This is a genomic window from Marinomonas dokdonensis (assembly GCF_052747885.1).
Genome location: NZ_JBRAND010000001.1, coordinates 540,160 through 560,220, shown reverse-complemented (window position 1 = coordinate 560,220; position 20,061 = coordinate 540,160). Strand labels below are relative to the sequence as shown.

Genomic DNA, 20,061 nt, shown 5'->3' with positions numbered 1-20,061 from the left:
TAACAAGGATTTGGCGATAAAATCTGTTACCATGCCCACCAACAACAGATAGTCAGAGTGGATGTTTTAACGCATGCAAAATAAAGTAAGAATTGTACTGGTGAATACCTCTCATCCAGGCAATATTGGTGGTGCTGCTAGAGCCATGAAGAACATGGGACTGGCGGACTTATACTTGGTCGCTCCAAAAGTTTACCCAAGCGAGGAAGCCGTTAGCCGTGCTTCTGGCGCGACGGATATTTTAGATCAAGCTGTCGTGGTGGAGACGCTTGAAGAAGCCATTGCCGATTGTCAGTTAGTGATTGGCACCAGCGCCCGAGAGCGCCATATTCCTTGGCCCTTGGTTGACCCAAGACAAGCGGCCGATATGGTATATGAAGAAAGTTTAGAGACTGCTTTTGTGTTTGGTCGAGAAGATCGTGGCTTAACGAACGAAGAGCTACAACGCTGTCACTATCACGTACACATTCCATCTGTTGAAACCTTTAGCTCACTTAATCTTGCAGCAGCTGTGCAGGTTATCGCTTATGAATTACGCATGAAGTCGTTGCTGATGAAAGATGCCCCTGTGGTTAGTCCTAAATGGGATGTGCCAGCCGCGACTTCAGAGCAAATGGATCACTTGTTAGCCCATTTGGAAGAAGTGCTCACCAAAACCGAGTTTTTAGACCCGAAAGTTCCTAGAAAAGTGATGACTCGCTTTCGACGCTTATACCAACGTGCCCAGTTGGACCAGCAAGAAATGGGCATGCTAAGAGGTATGTTGACCTCGGTTGAGAAGCAAATAAAGTAAGCCTAGCCCCTAGGTTTTCATAAAAAAAGCCGCTGAAAAAATCAGCGGCTTTTTTGCAAGGGCAGATGGTCTTAAGCTTTGCGCTCAGGACGACCTTCTTCTTGCCAATGAGTGTGGAATTTCTGACCCGCTTCAGCATCTACACGCTCATAAGTGTGAGCGCCAAAGTAGTCGCGCTGAGCTTGTAGTAGGTTGGCTGGCAATACTTCAGAGCGGTAACCGTCGAAGTAAGCAAGTGCTGAAAAAATTGAAGGGGCAGGAATACCAGACTGAGCGGCTAAGACAACGGTTTGGCGTAGTCCAGCTTGCTTGTCTGCCATAGCGTCTGCAAAGTAATCACTCAACAATAGACTTTCAAGCTCTGGGTTAGCAGTGAAAGCATCGGCGATTTTTTGTAGGAATGACGCGCGAATAATACAGCCGCCACGCCAAATTTTAGCGATGTCACTAAAGTTCAACGTCCAGTTGTATTCTTTTTGCGCTGCACGCATTAGCTGGAAACCTTGTGCATAAGCACAGATTTTTGCACAGTAGAGCGCTTCTTCAATGGCTTTTTCCACATCTTTAGCATCTACTTCGCCGCTTTGTACATCGGCAACCAGTTTGCTTGCTGCGTGTTCACGCTCTGCAGTTAGGGTGCTCAATGCGCGGGCATAGACAGATTCACTGATGATGCCAGCTGGCACACCCATTTGAGTTGCACTGATAGAAGTCCAACGGCCAGTACCTTTTTGCCCAGCACTGTCGAGAATCATGTCTACTAATGGCGCGCCGGTTTTTTCATCGTACTGCTGCAAAATGTCAGCGGTAATTTCAACTAGGTAGCTGTTTAGAATGCCTTGGTTCCACTTTTCAAACAGCTTACCAATTTCTTCTGGCTCGTAGCCTAATAAAGAGCGCAGTAAATGATAGGCTTCACAAATTAGCTGCATGTCGGCATATTCAATGCCATTGTGGACCATTTTTACATAATGTCCTGCGCCATTTGGCCCAAGGTAGGCTGTACATGGTTCACCTTGTGTAACAGGTTTACCAGGTGTGTTGCTAACAATAGGCTTGCCGTTTTCGTCCACTTTCGCCGCAACCGCTTCCCACATAGGTTGTAGGTATTTCCAAGAGTCTGCGTCGCCACCAGGCATTAGAGAAGGACCAAAGCGTGCGCCAACTTCGCCACCTGATACAGCGGTACCGAAGAATTTAAACTTCTCTTTGTATTCGGATTCACGACGAATGGTATCTGTCCATTGGCTGTTACCGCAATCTACGACAATATCGTCGCTCTCAAGACCCGCTTGGATCAGATTGTTGCAAACCGCATCCACAGGCGCGCCAGCAGGAACAAGTACGACAATAACGCGAGGTTTTACCAAGTTAGCTAACATGTCTTCCATGCTTGAGCAGCCAATGATGCGTGCTTCAGAGACATCAGCAGGACGTTCTTTTGCTTCCGTATCCAATACATCTTTTACTTTTGCTGCATCAAGATCAAAACCTGCAACTCGGTAACCATGGTCCGCAAGATTTAAGGCCAAATTTTTACCCATCACGCCGAGGCCGACAAACCCTATATTGCAGTTATGATTTGTTTTTAACATAAGTATCGAGCAACCTTTTGAAATAGTTGAAATTCGTTCTCGAATCTTACCATGAAGGTTGGAGTTTCTGGATAAATTAGCGCAATAAAAATGCAAAAAAACGCAAAAAAATCTCTTTTTTTAAGCAAAAACCGCATACTTTATGAGGGGATGTACGCCTAACTCGCTGTTTTTGAGTACTTTGTGTAGTTGTGAGCCGTTCTCATTAAGTGCTCGGTTTTGTTCTTATCCTACCAAAAAGTAATTTTATTACAGGCTCTCGTTTTCAAAATGATACGTTTTTTCCTTAGATTCCTCTAGATAGTGAAAAATCCTCTTTTTGACCTATTTTTGTCATACAAATCAAAGCGTTAAACTCGTTAATATTGTTACAAAATAGTAATAAAATAACATATTGTTATAAGGATATGTTTTTTTAGATTGTTTTGTTACTATCGATTTTATCGGCAGAATCATCCAAAAGTGGACTGGGTGATCAGATATTACTTATGAGTTCAGAGGGCAGATACAATGAGTTTGGCATCAGGCGACGCGGCAATTTTTTCAAATCTAACCACCCCCCAATTAGTGGAAAAAGCGCTGCGAAATGGTGAGGGTGTGTTAGCGGATAATGGCGCTTTAGTTGTGGAAACTGGCGAGCGTACAGGTCGTTCACCAATGGACCGCTTTATCGTTGAAGAAGCGAGCAGTAAAGATAGTATCCACTGGGGCGCGGTTAACCGTCCATTTCCAGAAGAAAAGTTCGGGCCTTTATGGGACCGGGTGGTGGCGTATTTAGACGCTAAAGAGTCGTTCCAATCTGAGGTGCATGTTGGTGCCGGTGAAGAATATTATCTGCCTGTTAAAATGCGTACAGAAACTGCTTGGCAACAATTGTTTGGTCGTAACCTATTTATTCGCCCAGAAGTGTATAACCCAAATGCCAAGGCTGAGTGGCAAATCGTTAATGCTGCTGGCTTCGAATGTGATCCTGAGCGCGATGGCACCAACTCAGAAGGTTGTGTCATTCTTAATTTTGCTGAGCGCAAAGTTCTGATTGCTGGTATGCGTTACGCTGGCGAAATGAAGAAAGCCATGTTCTCTGTGCAAAATTACTTATTGCCTGAATACGATGTGTTGCCCATGCATTGTGCGGCAAATGTAGGTGTGAATAATGATGTTACCTTGTTCTTTGGTCTTTCCGGTACCGGTAAAACCACCTTGTCTGCAGATCCTGAGCGCTTTTTGATTGGTGACGATGAACATGGTTGGGGTAAAGGAACCGTCTTTAATATCGAAGGTGGTTGCTACGCCAAGACTATCGATTTGTCTCAGAAGAACGAACCGATTATTTGGGATGCCATCAAGTTTGGCACCATAGTCGAAAACGTTGTGTTAGATAGTGAGACGCGTGTTGCGGACTATAGTGATACTTCTCTGACTCAAAATGGTCGAGCAGGTTACCCGAGAGAACATATTGAAAAGCGTGCGGCGCAAAACCGCGCGGGTGAGCCCAATGCCATTATCTTTTTGACTTGTGATTTAACAGGGGTGTTACCACCTGTCTCTATCTTGAGTAAAGAAGCTGCGGCTTACCACTTCTTAAGTGGCTACACGGCATTAGTAGGCTCAACTGAGATGGGAGCGGGCAGTGGCATTAAGTCGACTTTCTCTACGTGTTTTGGTGCGCCTTTCTTCCCCCGCGCCGCAGATGTATACGCTGACCTCTTAATTAAGCGAATTGAAGAGTTTGGTAGCCGTGTTTACCTTGTTAACACAGGTTGGACGGGTGGTGCTCATGGGCAAGGCGGTAAACGCTTCAGTATTCCAACAACGCGAGCGGTTATTGCAGCTATTCAATCCGGAGCACTTATAGATGTTGCTACGGAACATTTGGATGATGTGAATTTGGATGTACCAACCCATGTGCCAGGAGTGGAGAGCATTTTATTGAACCCTCGTAACACTTGGGCTGATCAAGATGCTTACAAAACACAAGCTAGTAACCTTATTTCACAATTTGTAGAGAACTTTAAAAAGTTTGATACAGTTGCTGACACAATTGTAAAGGCTGGCCCAAGCCTTTAATAAAACGTTACTTTTGAGTTGTAAAAGCCGTGTAAAATTGCACGGCTTTTTTGTGTCTGGGAGTTTACAAGCTGGTCGTTATCCTAGGCTTGGGGTAATCTATAGGCATGTATATAGACAGCCATTGTCATCTTGATTTTTCAGTATTTGATTCGCAAAGACAGGTGCTGATGCAGCAGTGCCAAGATCAGCACATAACGGGTTTTTTGGTGCCTGCAACTACGCATGCGAGTTGGAAACCATTGGCTCAATTAGCGCAAGAATTCCCTCAATGGCGCACCGCTTACGGGTTACACCCTTACTTCTTGGCAGCCGCTAAAAAGTCAGAAGTGGCGCAATTAGGCGAATGGTGTGAGAAACATGAGAGTTTAGCGGTTGGCGAAATAGGCTTAGATAATTGGCCCGGATCTGTGGATATGGCCGTGCAAATTGATTTTTTTAAAGCTCAGTTAAATGTCGCTAAAGCCATTAAACGGCCAGTAATTTTGCATGCGCGCAAAAGTTATGATTTAGTGCTAAAAAGTCTTCGAGAAACGGCTTTTGAGCATGGGGGCATAGTTCATGCCTTTAACGGCAGCCTTGTTCAAGCGAAGCGATTTATTGATTTTGGTTTTGTATTGGGAATGGGTGGAACGATTACCTATCCACGAGCTCAAAAAGCAATTCGGGTATTGGCATCCTTAAAGGACAATGACTTTGTGTTAGAAACGGACTCACCTGATATGCCTTTACATGGTTTTCAGGGGCAGAATAATACCCCTTTAGCTATCCCTTTAATCGCAGAACAGGTTGCTCAAGTTCGCGGGCAGACGAAAGAGTCAGTGGCACACTATACCTATAATAATCTATTGAGGGTCTTTCCTCAGTGGCATAAGGATTCACATTGAGTAACATGATAGAAATTAACGCCCCGATAAAGGTCCTATTGTTGGGTGCGGATACTGAAGTTGGTGCAGCATTACTACAATATTCCAAAGACCGTAGTGAGTTTGAATGGCTGTGTCCAAGTGAGTCGGATTTGCTTGGCCCCCAAAGTATCGACGCCTTGTCTGCTATGGAACATGACATAGTGGTTGATGCCTTGAGTTTACGTTATGCCTTACAAGATGATTACAGCCGTTACCAGAGCACCTTGTCCCATTTAAGTCGGGCAGATAGCGCGCCACTTATCATGCTAAGCAGTGCTCGCGTGTTTTCTGGGGATAAGCTAGTGCCTTATTCAGAAAATGATGCGCCGGATTGTCTTGAACCGTTTGCTCAGGCACTGATTGAATCTGAAAAAATTGTGCTACAAAGCGAGCGTAACTTTGTTCTTAGAACAGGTTGGTTGTTTAGTGGGCAGGGAGATGATTTTGTCTGTCGTACTTTGGGGCTGATTCAAGATGGCGTTAACCTTGCTTATAAAAATGATTTAGTAGGCAGTCCAACGCCTGTATCCGATTTGTCCCGAGTAATTTTGTCCATGGTGAGCCAAACCCATTATGGTGCCAAGAATCATGGGGTTTACCATTATTGCTGCGCGGAAGAAATTAGCTGGATTAAGTTGGTGGAAGCGATCGTTGCTACATCTGGTCAATTTGACCCAAAAGCACAAGTAGAAGTAGAAACGATTGGTGATGCGTTTGAAGGTATTGAAGAAACTTTGCAGATAAAACGACAGTCTTTGTCCTGTCGTCGTATCTTTAATCACTTTGGTATTAAGCAGCGCCCTTGGCGTTCAAAATTACGTAACTTGGTGAAAGAATTGTACGTATCTGGCATATCGCACGATAAACGATAGAGATTATTTTTAGAGGGACGCTGTGTACAAAATTAATCATAAAGCCGTTATTTTGATTTTCATCCTGCAGTTATTGGTGGGGGCTGTGTGGTATGCCGCTGCTCCTATGTCGCTACTGGCTGAGGATGGTAGTACAGCGTCTATTGGCCTAAAGCTCTTTTTTGCTTTTGCGACTTTAGTGTATTTGTACTTTACTGCTTGGCTACTGGTTCGATTAAAGTGGGCTTCAAGCTTTAGCATGATGTTTTTGGTGATCGGCATTTGGCTATTCGTTGTTTTACCTAATTTTATATTTGTCAGTGTCCATCTTGGTTTGTCCTCTTCCGATGCATTTTACTTATTATCTTATGGCGCTATCAACTGCCTGATAGCCGCTTTCATTTTACCTCTGTGGCGATCATCTCGATCTATCTTTAAAGGCTAATTTAGTACTTAAAGTCGCTGAACTCGCCCATTTCTAAAGCCCAAAAGAAAGCCCAGTAGCTATTACGCGACTGGGCAAAGGGAATCAAATATTCGGGTTATCAGAATTGATAAGCCGCACTCAGTTTAATGTTTCGTCCTGCCTCTGGGGTGCCAATAACACCGCTATACCCTGAGTTGCTAGTGAAGTCTTCAACACTTGCATGATCAAGATACTGACGGTCAAACAGATTGTTTACTGTCAGGTTAATTGTAAGATCTTCTATGCTCTCTGGTGTCCAACGGGCATAGATGTCGTGTACTGTATAACCCGCTTTATCAAGTGATAAATCCTGGCCGCCTAGGTTGAAGTTAATGTCATTGATGTCTTTCACATGAACCATGTTCCAACCCGCTTCAAAGCCAGTTGTAAACTGGTAGTTGGCTTCAAGGGTGATGGTGTCACCCACAGACACAGCGGATGAGCCGTATACGTAGCGAGTCGCATCAGTGCCATCAACTGTCACTTCTGATGTTAGGTAGCTTGCGCCTAGCAATAGTTTATCCAATTGGTATTGAATACGCAGGTATTGACCATTGGACTTAACGTCATCCTCTAAGTTCATGTAGGTGTCTGTCCAAGGAAGTTCTGGCGCAATGAGATCTTCAATTCGAGTTTGATACACACCTGCCACGAAGCTAAGGGCATCTTTTTGATAGTTTAAAGCGACCTCAGTATTATGGGCTTTCTCAGCGGTTAGATCGCTCGCGTTATCGTAGTCGTCTAGGTCAAAGGCATCATGCACAGTAACACCACGCAAGGCTTGAGCGTAACTGGCGCTTAATGAAACTTCTGGAGTGATTTGATAGTTACCACTAATGTTGGGGGAAACACCACTATCCGTTAGATTCTGACCATTGATATCGTCAATTTCATAGCGATCGAAACGTGCACCAGCGGTAAGTGTTAAGGCTTCATTAACGCTATAGATGTCTTGGATGAACAAGCCTATTGCTTGGCCTTCTTCTGTATGAGGAGAAGGTGATGCTTCTAAGATAGATTCATCTTTACGGTAATCAACGCCATAAATAATCTCATTACGGTCCGTGAAATTGGTATTTTTGATGGTCAGTCCAGTGGACTCTACACCGCCGACAAAGTTTGAATCAAATCGAGAGGAATAACGCTCTTGTTCGTTATCAGTTTGATACAAGTTAACCGATAAATTGACCCAGTCATTTTGTTTTGGTGAGAAATTGTAGTTTAGAATAGTCGTTTCCCTATGGGCAGAAGCCGCAGAAATAGGGCTGGCACTCGTTGATTGTCGCCATTCTGGGCGGTAAGGAATATCGCCTTCTTCCGTTAGGTTCTCATGGCTGATAGAGAGACTTTGCTCGTCATCTAGGTTAACAATAAACTTCGCATAACCTAGTTGTTTTTCAGACTCGGTACCATCGACTTCCGTGCCATCACCATCTTCGATATTGTCTTGGTCTGCGTTCAGCAGACTTACCATGCCACTGAATTTCTTGCTTTCGTCTTGACCGTAGACAGTAACGCTATTTTTAAGTCCGTCTCCGTTAGAGGAGTAGGTAGATTTGATCAGAGCACCAAGGTTTTGGCCTTCTTTTAAAAGATCTTCAGGGTCTTTCGTGACAAATCGGATAGAACCACCAAGGGCACCAAACCCAGCGGTTGCACTGCCTGCACCGGATTCAACTTCAACTTGTTTTAGTAGTTCTGGCTCTAAGGTAACACGACCTGCGTGGTGGAAAATTGGGCCAGCTTGCTCAGCGCCATCGACCGAAATATTGAGCAAGTCTTCACCTATGTTACGAACGTAAAGCTTTTGCCCCATAGAGACTGTGCCGCCAGCACTGACGTTAGGGTCGTGTTTAAACACCTCACTTAAGGTATTTGCTTGAGTTTTTTCAATATCATCAGCGCTGACTAGATTATCCACGCCACTGGTGGCTTCGCCGACGACAAATAAAGTGTCTAGTTGTGTGGTGTTTTCGCTGGTGAGTGTTTCGGCAAAAGCGACAGGGCTAAACAGGGCCGCGCTGATGGCACTGGCAATAATGGATCGGTGAAAAACTGGCGGTATGGACTGCATATTTACCTCTAAATGATAATTGTTAACAATTGAGGTTTATTATTTACATTTCCATGACGGAGGGTAGCTTATTTACATTTGTTACATTTTCAAATTGATTTATGGCAGTGAGATGAAGAGCGACAAGATTTTTAGAGATGTTTATCTCGATGTCGGCTCGTAGAGTTTTTAATCCTCTTTAAGAGAGGGTAAATTGATGGTGATGGCTAAGCCAGTAACATCTTGGGAGTCGGTTTGGTGGCGGTTGAGGGCATAGATACCACCGCCGATAAGGTGGATTTGACGCTTTGCAAGAGCAAGCCCTAACCCAAAACCTTGTTTACGTTCGCCATCCAGTAAAGGCAGGTGCTTACGTTGCTCTCCCTGCTGAGGATCAATTTGAAAGAAAGGGGTGAACATTTCCCTTAGGAAGGTCTCTGGTACTCCCGTACCTTGATCGAGTATTTGAATACACACTTTCTCTCCATTTTTTTCTGCATGAACTCGAATTTTATGCTGTGGCGGCGTGTGTTGGTGAGCGTTGCGAATAATGTTCTCGAGTGCCTGTGCGAGGGCTCTTTGGTTAGTAAAGTACTCTATTGTTTGTTGATTGTGAGTGAGTTCCAGTTGATGGTTTGGGTATTCAAAACGAGCGTCTTCACATATCACTTCCAGTAAACACACAATATCAACATTTTCTTTGTTTTCCACATCATGCTCTTGATTCAACCAAACCAGCATCAGGGTATCTTCCACCAGCTCTCTCATAATGCTTGATTCGTTGCGCAATCTGACCAGTGCTTGCTCATTACCTTGTGCGGTATCTATGTTATCTAGGGTTAACTCTAGTCTTGATAGAGGAGTGCGCAATTCATGAGATAAGTTTTCCAGCAGTTCTCGTTGCTGTTTTATCAGTCGGCTGGTTCTCATGGCCATATTGTCGAAAGTTTCGGCTAAGCGAGAAAACTCATCATTTCGATTGGCTAGCAATGGGGTGGCGCGAGCGTCAAGATTACCTTGGCTAAAGGCGTGAGTAGCACTGGCTAATTTGCGCAATGGCCTCATGGCATGCTGGTAGATCAGCCATGACATCAGACAAAGGATTAACAAAGGGAGAGCCAGTTGTAGCACAACATAGGCTTGAGATTGATAGGCGCCGGGTCGCATGTGCTGGGGCAACTGAATAAGAAAGAACATGTGTTGTTGTTCAAAGGGGATTTCCATAATGGGGTTTTCTGGGAAATCCAGATGAACCTTCCACTCTACGCGTCGACCTAAACCGTAACCACGCCAAAAGCGCTCATTGAGTTGGCTATTAGCGTAAGGTAACACTTGGCCTTCTACTATTGCCGCCCAAGTGTTCTCTTTCGTTTGCAAATCCGTGAGCCAAGCATCTAATTCTTGTTTATCTCCAGCTAAAAAAAGCTTCTCAGCGTGTCGGCCATACTGTGTGAGAGTCTCTTGATTTGCTTGGCTGATAAAACTCATTTGGGTCTCGGTGTGGCGAGAAACCAGATCGATAACCCAGAAAAGTGTGACAGAGCCTAGGGCAATGATTGCAAAGAGACGCAGTAAAAATTTATTCTTCATCGGAATAAATAGCCTTTGCCGTGAACCGTCGTGAGTCGTTCAGCACCTATGCCCGCGTCTAAAAGTTTTTGCCTAATGCGACTCATATGCATATCTAAACTGCGATCAAAGCGACTGTAATCACGATTAAGAACCGCCTTGTAGAGATACAGTTTGCTGAGCACCTCACCTTTATTTTCCATTAATTCCCAGAGTAGGCGGAATTGACTATCCGTTAACTCTAGAGGTTTATCCATAACTAGGGCATCGCGCTTTTCTCTACAAAGTAGTAATTGATCTTCCTTGATTTGTTCTTTGCGCAGACTGTGATCTGTTTGTGAAGATCGTGTCCTTTTCAATAAGGCATTGATTCTGAGCACCAATTCAGTGGTGTTAAAGGGCTTGGCGATATAATCATCAGCGCCATTACCATACCCTAGGATTCTCTCTTGTTGGGAGTTACGACCCGTGATCATGATGACAGGCGTTTGATGCTTGCGTCTAAATTTCTCTAAAAAAGCGAAACCATCTAGGTGTGGAAGCTGCACATCCAAAAGAATTAGATCAAATGAGCTGCGTAATGCCGCGGTAAGTCCTTGTTTGCCATTATGCTCTTGCTTCGTTTTGAATCCTTGAGCTTGCATTATTTGGGCTATTTGATCGCTTAACTGCAAATCGTCTTCAATAATTAGAACGTTTTCTGTCATGAAGTAGGGCTCAAATAAAGGTAGTTGATGCTATGAATAGGATTTTTTCGATCATCTCTCATAGATGATAACCTTTTTCATTTACGATTTAAACGAATGTGGATAGCAAGAGCGTATATGAATATTGACCTTAGTGAATGTGATATATAGAATGCCGTTGATAATTATTTTCATTCACATGGTGGTGGTTAAAAATGTTAGCTTCAATTGCGTTGCGTTGTGCTCAGCTCGGTATTTTATTTTCTTTGGCGACGGCAAGTTATGCCGATGTAACACTGTCTCACGCTCAAGGTGAGACCAAGGTGGCGACGCCTCCTGCTAAGGTGTTAACCTTTGATTTAGCGACATTGGATACGCTGGATGCATTAGATATTCCTGTTGCTGGCCTACCTCAAGCGATTATGCCTGAGCGTTTGCAAAAATACACAACGGGCGACTACGTGAATATTGGTTCTTTATTTGAGCCAGATTTTGAGCTTGTTGCGTCAATGCAGGCGGATTTAATCGTTGTTGCTAACCGTTCATCTAAGTCTTATAAAGATTTATCTGCTTTAGCGCCAACGGTGGATCTAACGATCTCAGCGCAAGGCTTTATGGACAGTTTTAAGTCTGTCAGCCGTGATATTGGTACCCTGTTCCACAAAACTGAGCAAGTTGATGCCCACCTAGCTCGTATTGATGAGAAAGCCACAGCGGCCAAAAAACTTGCGAAATCTGCCGGTAAGAGTCTTATCATCATGACTAACGGTGGCAAGCTATCGGCTTACGGTGAAGATTCACGTTTTGGTTGGATCCATACCGAGTTAGGTTTTGAACCTGCAATTGCTGATTTCAAGAAAGGCCCCCACGGTGACCCGATTTCTTTTGAATACTTACTAGATGTGAATCCAGATGTATTGTTTGTTGTTGATCGCGACGCAGCGGTAAACGCGAGCAAAGGTGCTGCTCGTACCACTTTGGATAACGATCTAGTTAAGCGCACAAAAGCCTTCCAAAACAATCGTATCGTGTACTTGAACTCATCTAACTGGTACATAGTGATGGCGGGGTTAAACACAGTTGAGCTAATGATTGATGAAATTACTCAGGGTGTTTCTCGCTAAGTGACCGTAGTAATGCAGGTAAAACGCGCTTTATGATAGCCCCTTGGTATGCTTGGCCATTAGCATTAGTGTCTCTAGTGTGTTTGATGGTCGTGAGTTTGCTGGTAGGGGTCGCCGACTTTTCATGGACTGTTAGCACAGTCCATGATCAGCAAATTCTATTTATTAGTCGTATCCCTCGTACTCTCGCTCTTGTCTTGATGGGCATGTCTTTAGCGGTTGCCGGTCTATTGATGCAGATGCTGGTGCGTAATCGTTTTGTCGATCCGGGTACTACCGGTACCATAGAATCGGCTATGTTGGGGTTGTTGCTGGTGGCAATGCTCGCACCAGATCTCAGTGTTTTGAACAAAATGCTGGTGTGCTCCGTTTTTGCCATGCTGGGCAGTTTTGTCTTTATGGGGCTTCTGCGCACAATCCCATTACGCTCTCCTGTTATGGTGCCTTTAGTTGGCATCATGTTCGGTGGGGTGATCAGCTCTATTACTTTGTTTTTTGCTTATCGCTTTAATCTATTACAATCCCTTTCTAATTGGATGAACGGAGACTTTTCCGCCATTTTACGTGGTCGTTATGAGCTACTCTGGGCGGGGGCTGCACTGACGGTGGTGGGTTATTTTGCGGCCAACCGTTTTACCCTGTTGGGGCTAGGGCGGCATCATGCCGTTAATCTTGGTCTTAATTACCGTACTGTCATGTTTCTGGGCCTATTAATCGTCTCGTTAATGTCCTCGGTGACAGTTGTAACTGCCGGTGTTATTCCTTTTCTCGGGCTTATTGTTCCTAATGTAATCAGCATTTTTTTAGGGGATAACCTGAAGAAAAGCTTACCTTGGGTTGCTTGGTTGGGAGCTATTCTGGTGCTGTTTTGTGATCTTCTTGGGCGTCTATTGCGCTACCCTTATGAGATTCCAATCGGTACCGTGATGGGGGTATTGGGGAGCGCTTTGTTTATTTATCTATTATTGAAACGGACAAAGAATCATCATGGCTAATAGCGTGGGTAAAGCACAAACCGTTGCGAAGCAAAGCCCAAACGCACGCTTGCTGATTATGGGGCTTATCGCTCTGCTATCCATTGTGGCATTCTTAACCCTAAATGTACGAGCCAGCTGGGCCTTCACTTTGCCATTTCGAGCTGAAAAGGTAGTCGCTATCGTGTTTGTTGGAATCGCTATCGCCACCTCGACAGTGTTATTTCAAACGCTTACGCAAAATCGCATTTTAACCCCGGGCATTATGGGCTTCGACGCCTTCTTTATGTTGTTGCAGTCCATTATGTTACTTGGCCTTGGGCGGATCGCTTTTGTGCAATTTAGTCCACAAGTTAAATGGCTCTTCGAAGTGGTGATGATGTCGGGCGCCCTGTGTGGCCTATATTATTGGCTGTTTCTACGCCAAAAACGGGATATTGCTGTCTTAGTGCTGGTGGGAATCGTGCTTGGGGTGCTGTTCCGAAGTTTAAACAGCCTAATCGGTCGTATGATAGACCCTGTGGATTTTGATGTATTACAAGACCTCATGTTTGCCAGTTTTAATCGCATTGATGGTACCTTATTAACCATTGCTGGTAGCGCCATGACGCTGGTGTTTGTTTGGTTATGGCGGCAACGTTTTGTGTTGGATATTTTGCAGTTAGGGGATGCCGTGGCGGTTAATTTGGGTGTGAATCGTCGAGCGGTAACCTTAAAGCTGATTGTCGCGATTGCTTTGTTGGTGTCTGTTTCTACTGCGTTAGTGGGGCCAGTGACCTTCTTTGGTATCCTAGTGGCCAACATTGCTTACGCTATTTGTGGCAGTTACCAACATAGATATGTCATCCCAATGGCCGCGCTATTGGCCATTGTGGCGTTAGTAGGCGGCCAAGCCTTATTGGAATATGTGCTTAAATTCGGCACAAGCCTGAGTATCGTCATCGAGTTCCTTGGCGGTATGTTCTTTCTTTGGTTAGTGATACGACAAGGTCGAAGATGATTGCAGTACAAGCGGTAAATAAACATTACGGTAGCCATGCGGTGCTTAAAGACATTAACTTTAGTCTAGCTGAGCAAGGTGTGACGGCCCTTATTGGCCCAAATGGTGCGGGTAAATCCACTTTGCTAACCATTATGAGCCGCCTGCAAGAAGCGGATTCAGGTGTGGTGATGCTCGATGGCGTGGATGTGCATAAAGCTGATAATGCTCAATTGGCTAAAAAAATGGCCATCTTACGCCAAGATAACACTATTAACATGCGATTGAGTGTGTACGATTTTGTTGCCTTTGGTCGTTACCCTCACAGTCAAGGGCGACTAACCACAGAAGATTTAACTCATATAGATCAAGCGCTTAACTATCTGAATTTAACCGATCTGAAAGATCGCTATATTGATGAGTTATCCGGCGGGCAGCGTCAGCGTGCTTGTATCGCCATGGTGTTGTGTCAAAACACCAAGTACTTATTGCTTGATGAGCCGCTAAATAACTTAGATATGAAACATGCGGTAGATATTATGCGCCTTATTCGTTGTGCGGCGGATGAGCTGCAAAAGCAAGTGGTGGTGGTGCTTCACGATATCAATTTTGCCTCTTGCTATGCTGATCGCATTATCGCCATGAAAGATGGGGCGATTGCTTATGACCATCCTCCTGAAAAATTGATGACCCAGGAAATCATGCGAGACTTGTACGATATTGATATGTCGATTCACTCGATTAATGATAAGCCTGTGGGCTTTTACCATTGTTAATGAGTTTTTATTAAGCACAAAAAAGCCTTGATTCACCCAGTGAATCAAGGCTTTTTACTCTCTGGTGAGAGATATTTATTTTAGATCAGCGAATTCATTTTCTAGTTCAAGATCAACACTTAGATCATAGCCTGGTAAGCTGATGCGCTTATCCGTGATCTCAAGCTCTTCTCCGCCCAGTACATTGAAACCAAATTTATAGATCGGCAGACTTTCACCGCGAATCATAGCTTGGTTGTAGCTTTCTGCTTCGGCGGTAACCAGAAGGTTTTTCTCTTGGTAACTGTCCATTTGTGCTTGGCTGTAACGTTTGGATAGCATAGTCATGACTTGCTGAGGAGAGAGTAGGACAGCGGTTGCATTGTTACCTCCAAAACCTTTGGAGTTAAGTAGGGCAGCGTCGAAATACTCTTTACCATACATCTGATGCTTCAATTGGAAGCTTAAACCTTCTTGATAGACATCGTCAGCCAACTCTTGAGAGGTGGTGATGCCAGGTAGAATACCATCTTTCCAAACACCCAGAGATAGGTGTAATTGATCCCCGCCAGCTGTGCCTTGGGAATGACCTAAAAACGCTTTCATAGCGGTAACTGGCATCGCTGTTGCGCCAAAGCTGGCCGCGGCTTTGCTCAGCACATGGGATTCAGTGACTCTGTTTTGTGGCGTGCTGGTACCATGGGCTTGGATAAAGGTACGCTGGGTTAGACCATCGTTACCGATAATGTTTTGCAGATAAGCCATGGCTTTGCTCATCGTTAGGTAATTACCAATACCCGGCGCTGAGATGGATTTCTTGTGGCCGTCAGCATAAGAGAACACTGCAGGTACAGCCCCAAATATTTGTGCACCCAGTTCTATGGCAAGTTCATCATCCATGAGCAATGTCCACTGACTCGATTCACCTATGGTGAAGCCACAGTTTTGGGCAAAGGGACGACAGCTGCGTCTGTGGTCTGGCTCGGCCTGGTTTTCAAGCTGATCCAATGCTAACAGGGCGGTATCTTCTGCCAGTGCACCCATGGTACGGAAGCCTTCAATAATTTCTGGAGTAATCGGTGCATCACTACCACCCACCATGGCAACACGGAATTTACCAGATTTAATACCATCAACCGCTTTCTCAAGGTTGAAAAAGTAGGTTGCGCAAGCGCCAATGGCGGTGCCTATGTTACCAACACTACCCAGAATGTAGGCATTAACAAAATCAGCTGGCATTTGCGCATAGCCTAAAGGCAAGTGCTTAGAGGTGGTACGCTTGCCCATTAGAGCAGACTTTAGCATGCCGCCAAAGCCAAGATCGTCCATTTGGCCGATAGAGTTGGCTGCATAGACGGCCATTTGGTCTGGAGCAACATGGCTGCGGATAATTTCCCAATCAATACCACTGCTACGGATAGCATCGGAGGCACCATACACCGTCATTTGCAGGCCGCGAGGGTGGTTACGGCTTTGGTACAGTTTAGAGGGGTCAAACCCGGTCGGAAGCTGGCCTGCCGCCTTAACGGAAAGGGCGCGAGTGTCCTTGATGAAGGTCTCTAAGTTGCCATCAACCACGACTTCACTTAACGAGTCGGATATTTCAGAAACCTGCCAGTTGGTTGGACGGTTGTTCGGCAGTGAGCGAGTTTTGATAGTGAAGCTAAGTTTTTCGCTGTCATGACCGGCACTGAGAGTAGAAGTTTTGTGAACAACGACCTGATCAACATCAAATAAGCTTGGGTGTATTCGACGAATTAGAGTACGGGCTAAAAGAGATTCACCGATACTGTCGATCAGCGCGCCAGCATCCAGTGCTTCGCCGCTATCTGTGTGCCAAAGACCATTTTTATATTCAGCGGCATTGGTAATAGTGGCAAGATCAAGTAATACGTCCTGCTGGATTGACGCTGGAAGAAGGTCTAAAACAATTCGGCGATAAGCTTGATGTGAAGATGAACGACCAGCCGAATTGATTCCGCCAAAGCCAACGATAACAGGTAAACGGGCCAATTGAATTTCCTCGTTTTATGAGTGGGTAAAATATTCGGTTATTGTAAAGGAAGGGGGGTGCAGTTAGCCACCCCAAGCTAATGTAATTTATCCGCAAGGATGATTATATATCCGATTACACTAGGGGGTGACTGGATTGCTAGGGTGATTAAAGCGCCATAACTTGTTGTATTCAATTAAGCCTTTAATTTCATCGACATAGTCCTCGCCACGTTGTGAGTAACTAAGCAGGCCTTCAGCCAAGGCTAGGCCAGAAATACTTTCTTGGTTATCACGAAGCGTTTTGCGAGTCGCGCGTAAAGATTTATAGGCGGCGTTACGGTTAAGGTTATCGATATAAGCGAATACCGACTCACGGGCGTCGTGAAATTTGCGGACTTCGTGATCCGCATCGTCGTCACGAGATTCTGGCACTAGACCACAACCTTTACGGAAACACCATTGGCCAAAGTAATTATTACCCATAGTGGCAAAACGCGAGGTGCCCCAGGCAGACTCATTCGCCGCTTGGGCCAATACTAAGGAAACAGGGATAATATCTAATCGATTTAACAGAGCATTTAAATCCGCTTTGGAATAACTTTCCTTAACTTCCAGCTTAAGACTTTTGCGTAAGGCTGAAATCCATTTGACTTCATTGGCGGTTAGCTTACGTTTGTTATTAAGAAAGGTTTTTAAAAGCTTGCGGTCCTGCAGAATAAGTTGGTTTTTCTCATCCACATAGGGTTTTAAAAAGTTGAAAAAAGCCTTTTTTCGCTCTTTTACGTCGACAATCTCTGCAAAATTAGGTGCTTCTCCTGAAATCGGATGAGACTTATAGTATTTTTTTTCTTCTTCTGAGGCATCGTTGTCATCAACTTCCGTCACTTCTTCAGCAAGCGGTTTTTTGACCGGAGAGGCTTCATCTTCTTTAACAACTGGCGTGGTTGTTTTGTTAACTTGTGTATCAGAAGTTTGGTTTGGCTCAGAATGTTCTACTTTAATCCATACAATACAGATCAAAATAAAAGAGATGAGCCATAAGATTTTTCGTTCCATAAATGATCACAAGTCTCAGTGATTTCTTCAGCAGTGGTAAACCAACGGAAGAAAAAGTATTAAAAAAGTTGTTTAGTAGCGCTATTATCGCGAAAAAATAAAGGATTTAATAGACCTAATTGCTTTTCAAACTAGTTTGCATTTCCTATATGTGCTTAGTCAAACGGGTGTTGTAGGCAAGTATGAGACTTTACTTTTTGTTCAATCCAGCACGTCATAGTGGTGGAACAATCTGTTATTCTTTGTAAACGGCACCGGGTTGTTGGAATGGATAGCCAGCACAAGAGCCTCTCTGTTATTGAAAAAGATGGTTATATTTTATTTATGTTAGAGCGTTTAAGGTCTTTGTTGGTGCCTTTTGTCATTTTTTTGGCAAGCGCCTATGTGTGTTTACAAATAAAGGAGTTAACGCCACTGTGGGCACAGTTATTGGCTTTTTCGCCGATTATTTGTGCGCTGATGGGAGGCTTTTTAGCCTGGCACTTTAATAAAGGGCGAGCACTGATCGCCATTCTGCTACTGCTTGCCCCGATTGTTTTATCAAATCTTAATCAGTTAGCATTTCTTTCTGGCTATTGGCTGGCTTCTTGTGTGGGCTTTACCATGATGACCTTGCTACAGGAACGAGGCTTTTTTAACCGATTTGCCATCAATCGCTTGTTATTGATTGGTGTCCTTATGGCTTGGAGCTATGCACTGGACCAGCAATGGTTCGTGTTTGGTTTTCTATCCAATACCAAGCTCTATGGAGATTTAAGTCTATCGACTCTGCTGTATTGGATGACCTTCTCTGTCTCTTTCCTAACGATTGGGTGCGGGTGGTGGCGCCATGGAGATATGTATCGAGCCTGTAGTTTAATTAGCCTATTGGTAATGTTTGTGATGGCGAAGGCACCAGTAACACCAATGCAGTTTACTGTGTTGCTGTCCGCAAGTTTATTGGTTTGGGTGTGGTTTTCATTACAAGAAAGTCATCGCATGGCTTATGTGGATGATTTAACCCTCTTGCCAGGGCGACGTGCATTAAACGAAAAGCTGGTGAGTTTGCCGAAAAACTATGCTCTAGCCATGATAGATGTGGACCATTTTAAGAAGTTTAATGACACCTATGGTCATGATATGGGCGATAAAGTTCTTAGGCAGGTGGCGAAAAAAATTAAACAGACGGCTAAGGGGCGCGGCTACCGTTTTGGTGGTGAGGAATTTACGCTTGTTTTCACTCATAAGCGCTTAGAGGATGTGAAAGATATTCTAGAAGGTTTGAGGGAAGAGATCGCAGCGACAGAAATTTATGTGATTGAGCCCAAGACACAACAGGAAATAGAAGTAAGTGTTACAGTGAGTATTGGTTTGGCCATCGCTGAGGCGGGAGAGAAAGCCACACAAGTACTTAAGCGTGCTGATGAAGCCTTATATCAATCTAAGAAGAAAGGCCGCAACCGTATTAGTGTCGGAGCTGTTAAGTCTTAACAAGGATCAAAGAGATGTTCCCAGTAAGGCTTAGTTTACGACATCTTAAATTACTTTCTAAGGGGTATATTTTTGGAACCACAAAAACGCGCTAAGAATCAGCTTAAGACACATATTCGAGCTCAAAACCAAGAGCTGATTTTGGATACGGCAGAGCGTGTGTTTGCTCGTCAAGGCTTGGCGAAAACGACGACACAAATGATCGCGGATGAAGCGGGTTTACCCAAAGCCAATGTCCATTACTATTATCGCTCTAAGCAAGATTTACTGGATGCGGTTTTGGAGCGAATTTTAACCATGTGGCTGCATTCGGTAAGTTTATTCAACTTCGAAGAAGGGCCTAAGGCAAACTTGACCCGTTATATCAGTGAGAAAATAGACCAGTCTAGATCACGACCGAATGCCTCTAAAGTCTTTGCTATGGCGTTAATTGGTGAAGAGGAGTTTGTACTGCAATATTTACGAGACTATTTTGTTACGGAACTGAGTCGCGAAAAAGCCACTATAGAAAAGTGGATTGATCTTGGCTTGATGCATTCTGTGGACAGCGAACATCTTTTTATCAGTATGTGGGCGATGACTCAAACCTATGCGGACTTTGATGCGCAAATAAAAATTGTTTTGAATAAAGACGAACTAGAAGATAAGGATTACGATGCAGCGAAAAGCTTTATTACCAGTATGGTATTGGCTGGCTGCGGTATTAAAGAGGATTAGAAC

General features: G+C 44.3%; 17 protein-coding genes. 11 read left to right on the top strand and 6 right to left on the bottom strand.

Annotated features, from left to right (window positions below; all coding sequences use genetic code 11):
• Nucleotides 1-73 precede the first annotated feature (73 nt).
• A complete protein-coding gene (locus ACUM5Y_RS02650; protein WP_445975297.1) occupies nucleotides 74-793 on the top strand; it encodes an RNA methyltransferase in 720 nt (239 codons plus the stop codon).
• Nucleotides 794-864: 71 nt separating this feature from the next.
• Here the strand turns inward: ACUM5Y_RS02650 and gnd are convergent, their stop codons facing one another.
• A complete protein-coding gene (gene gnd, locus ACUM5Y_RS02645; RefSeq protein WP_445975296.1) occupies nucleotides 865-2,388 on the bottom strand; it encodes an NADP-dependent phosphogluconate dehydrogenase in 1,524 nt (507 codons plus the stop codon).
• A 510-nt stretch (nucleotides 2,389-2,898) separates the two neighbouring features.
• On the opposite strand from gnd, the gene ACUM5Y_RS02640 reads away from it, so the two are divergent.
• From ACUM5Y_RS02640 to ACUM5Y_RS02625, 4 genes are all read left to right on the top strand, one after another.
• Entirely contained in the window at nucleotides 2,899-4,455 is a 1,557-nt protein-coding gene (locus ACUM5Y_RS02640) for a phosphoenolpyruvate carboxykinase (RefSeq protein WP_445975295.1), read from the top strand.
• 107 nt (nucleotides 4,456-4,562) lie between these two features.
• Entirely contained in the window at nucleotides 4,563-5,342 is a 780-nt protein-coding gene (locus tag ACUM5Y_RS02635; RefSeq protein WP_445975294.1) for a TatD family hydrolase, read from the top strand.
• Between the two features lie 5 nt (nucleotides 5,343-5,347).
• On the top strand, nucleotides 5,348-6,235 hold the full coding sequence (locus tag ACUM5Y_RS02630; protein WP_445975668.1) for a sugar nucleotide-binding protein: 888 nt from the start codon (nucleotides 5,348-5,350) through the stop codon (nucleotides 6,233-6,235).
• 22 nt (nucleotides 6,236-6,257) lie between these two features.
• Nucleotides 6,258-6,659: a hypothetical protein gene (locus tag ACUM5Y_RS02625; protein WP_445975293.1), complete on the top strand. Its 402-nt coding sequence runs from the start codon at nucleotides 6,258-6,260 to the stop codon at nucleotides 6,657-6,659.
• A gap of 100 nt (nucleotides 6,660-6,759) precedes the next feature.
• Here the strand turns inward: ACUM5Y_RS02625 and ACUM5Y_RS02620 are convergent, their stop codons facing one another.
• The 3 genes from ACUM5Y_RS02620 to ACUM5Y_RS02610 form a co-directional block, all read right to left on the bottom strand.
• Nucleotides 6,760-8,754: a TonB-dependent receptor domain-containing protein gene (locus ACUM5Y_RS02620; protein WP_445975292.1), complete on the bottom strand. Its 1,995-nt coding sequence runs from the start codon at nucleotides 8,752-8,754 to the stop codon at nucleotides 6,760-6,762.
• Between the two features lie 168 nt (nucleotides 8,755-8,922).
• Nucleotides 8,923-10,323: a sensor histidine kinase gene (locus ACUM5Y_RS02615; protein WP_445975291.1), complete on the bottom strand. Its 1,401-nt coding sequence runs from the start codon at nucleotides 10,321-10,323 to the stop codon at nucleotides 8,923-8,925.
• The gene (locus tag ACUM5Y_RS02610; protein ID WP_445975290.1) at nucleotides 10,320-11,009 is read right to left on the bottom strand and encodes a response regulator transcription factor; all 690 of its coding nucleotides are present in this window, start codon (nucleotides 11,007-11,009) and stop codon (nucleotides 10,320-10,322) included. The genes ACUM5Y_RS02615 and ACUM5Y_RS02610 overlap by 4 nt, the downstream gene beginning before the upstream one ends.
• Before the next feature lie 194 nt (nucleotides 11,010-11,203).
• On the opposite strand from ACUM5Y_RS02610, the gene ACUM5Y_RS02605 reads away from it, so the two are divergent.
• From ACUM5Y_RS02605 to ACUM5Y_RS02590, 4 genes are read left to right on the top strand one after another with little or no spacing between them, the layout of a single operon-like run.
• On the top strand, nucleotides 11,204-12,112 hold the full coding sequence (locus tag ACUM5Y_RS02605; protein WP_445975289.1) for a siderophore ABC transporter substrate-binding protein: 909 nt from the start codon (nucleotides 11,204-11,206) through the stop codon (nucleotides 12,110-12,112).
• A gap of 32 nt (nucleotides 12,113-12,144) precedes the next feature.
• Complete coding sequence (locus ACUM5Y_RS02600) at nucleotides 12,145-13,107, top strand: ABC transporter permease (protein ID WP_445975288.1); 963 nt, start codon at nucleotides 12,145-12,147, stop codon at nucleotides 13,105-13,107.
• The gene (locus tag ACUM5Y_RS02595) at nucleotides 13,100-14,086 is read left to right on the top strand and encodes an iron chelate uptake ABC transporter family permease subunit (protein WP_445975287.1); all 987 of its coding nucleotides are present in this window, start codon (nucleotides 13,100-13,102) and stop codon (nucleotides 14,084-14,086) included. Before ACUM5Y_RS02600 ends, ACUM5Y_RS02595 begins: the two co-directional genes overlap by 8 nt.
• Nucleotides 14,083-14,841, top strand: a complete 759-nt coding sequence (locus tag ACUM5Y_RS02590; protein WP_445975286.1) for an iron ABC transporter ATP-binding protein — start codon at nucleotides 14,083-14,085, stop codon at nucleotides 14,839-14,841. The genes ACUM5Y_RS02595 and ACUM5Y_RS02590 overlap by 4 nt, the downstream gene beginning before the upstream one ends.
• Nucleotides 14,842-14,916: 75 nt before the next feature.
• Here ACUM5Y_RS02590 and ACUM5Y_RS02585 read toward each other — a convergent pair whose 3' ends face one another.
• Nucleotides 14,917-16,833, bottom strand: a complete 1,917-nt coding sequence (locus ACUM5Y_RS02585) for a beta-ketoacyl synthase (RefSeq protein ID WP_445975285.1) — start codon at nucleotides 16,831-16,833, stop codon at nucleotides 14,917-14,919.
• 120 nt (nucleotides 16,834-16,953) lie between these two features.
• On the bottom strand, nucleotides 16,954-17,871 hold the full coding sequence (locus ACUM5Y_RS02580) for a glucosaminidase domain-containing protein (RefSeq protein WP_445975284.1): 918 nt from the start codon (nucleotides 17,869-17,871) through the stop codon (nucleotides 16,954-16,956).
• A gap of 267 nt (nucleotides 17,872-18,138) precedes the next feature.
• Here ACUM5Y_RS02580 and ACUM5Y_RS02575 point away from each other — a divergent pair, with 267 nt between their 5' ends.
• On the top strand, nucleotides 18,139-19,341 hold the full coding sequence (locus tag ACUM5Y_RS02575) for a GGDEF domain-containing protein (RefSeq protein WP_445975283.1): 1,203 nt from the start codon (nucleotides 18,139-18,141) through the stop codon (nucleotides 19,339-19,341).
• A gap of 72 nt (nucleotides 19,342-19,413) precedes the next feature.
• Nucleotides 19,414-20,058 carry a TetR/AcrR family transcriptional regulator gene (locus tag ACUM5Y_RS02570; protein WP_445975282.1) on the top strand — a complete coding sequence of 215 codons (645 nt, stop codon included), beginning with the start codon at nucleotides 19,414-19,416 and terminating at the stop codon, nucleotides 20,056-20,058.
• Nucleotides 20,059-20,061 lie beyond the last annotated feature (3 nt).

Excerpts from the sequence above, each read along its gene's own strand:
- ACUM5Y_RS02650 (WP_445975297.1), top strand. The coding sequence starts at position 74 with ATGCAAAATAAAGTAAGAATTGTACTGGTGAATACCTCTCATCCAGGC.
- gnd (WP_445975296.1), bottom strand. The coding sequence starts at position 2,388 with ATGTTAAAAACAAATCATAACTGCAATATAGGGTTTGTCGGCCTCGGC.
- ACUM5Y_RS02640 (WP_445975295.1), top strand. The coding sequence starts at position 2,899 with ATGAGTTTGGCATCAGGCGACGCGGCAATTTTTTCAAATCTAACCACC.
- ACUM5Y_RS02635 (WP_445975294.1), top strand. The coding sequence starts at position 4,563 with ATGTATATAGACAGCCATTGTCATCTTGATTTTTCAGTATTTGATTCG.
- ACUM5Y_RS02630 (WP_445975668.1), top strand. The coding sequence starts at position 5,348 with ATGATAGAAATTAACGCCCCGATAAAGGTCCTATTGTTGGGTGCGGAT.
- ACUM5Y_RS02620 (WP_445975292.1), bottom strand. The coding sequence starts at position 8,754 with ATGCAGTCCATACCGCCAGTTTTTCACCGATCCATTATTGCCAGTGCC.
- ACUM5Y_RS02615 (WP_445975291.1), bottom strand. The coding sequence starts at position 10,323 with ATGAAGAATAAATTTTTACTGCGTCTCTTTGCAATCATTGCCCTAGGC.
- ACUM5Y_RS02610 (WP_445975290.1), bottom strand. The coding sequence starts at position 11,009 with ATGACAGAAAACGTTCTAATTATTGAAGACGATTTGCAGTTAAGCGAT.
- ACUM5Y_RS02605 (WP_445975289.1), top strand. The coding sequence starts at position 11,204 with ATGTTAGCTTCAATTGCGTTGCGTTGTGCTCAGCTCGGTATTTTATTT.
- ACUM5Y_RS02600 (WP_445975288.1), top strand. The coding sequence starts at position 12,145 with ATGATAGCCCCTTGGTATGCTTGGCCATTAGCATTAGTGTCTCTAGTG.
- ACUM5Y_RS02595 (WP_445975287.1), top strand. The coding sequence starts at position 13,100 with ATGGCTAATAGCGTGGGTAAAGCACAAACCGTTGCGAAGCAAAGCCCA.
- ACUM5Y_RS02590 (WP_445975286.1), top strand. The coding sequence starts at position 14,083 with ATGATTGCAGTACAAGCGGTAAATAAACATTACGGTAGCCATGCGGTG.
- ACUM5Y_RS02580 (WP_445975284.1), bottom strand. The coding sequence starts at position 17,871 with ATGGAACGAAAAATCTTATGGCTCATCTCTTTTATTTTGATCTGTATT.
- ACUM5Y_RS02575 (WP_445975283.1), top strand. The coding sequence starts at position 18,139 with ATGGATAGCCAGCACAAGAGCCTCTCTGTTATTGAAAAAGATGGTTAT.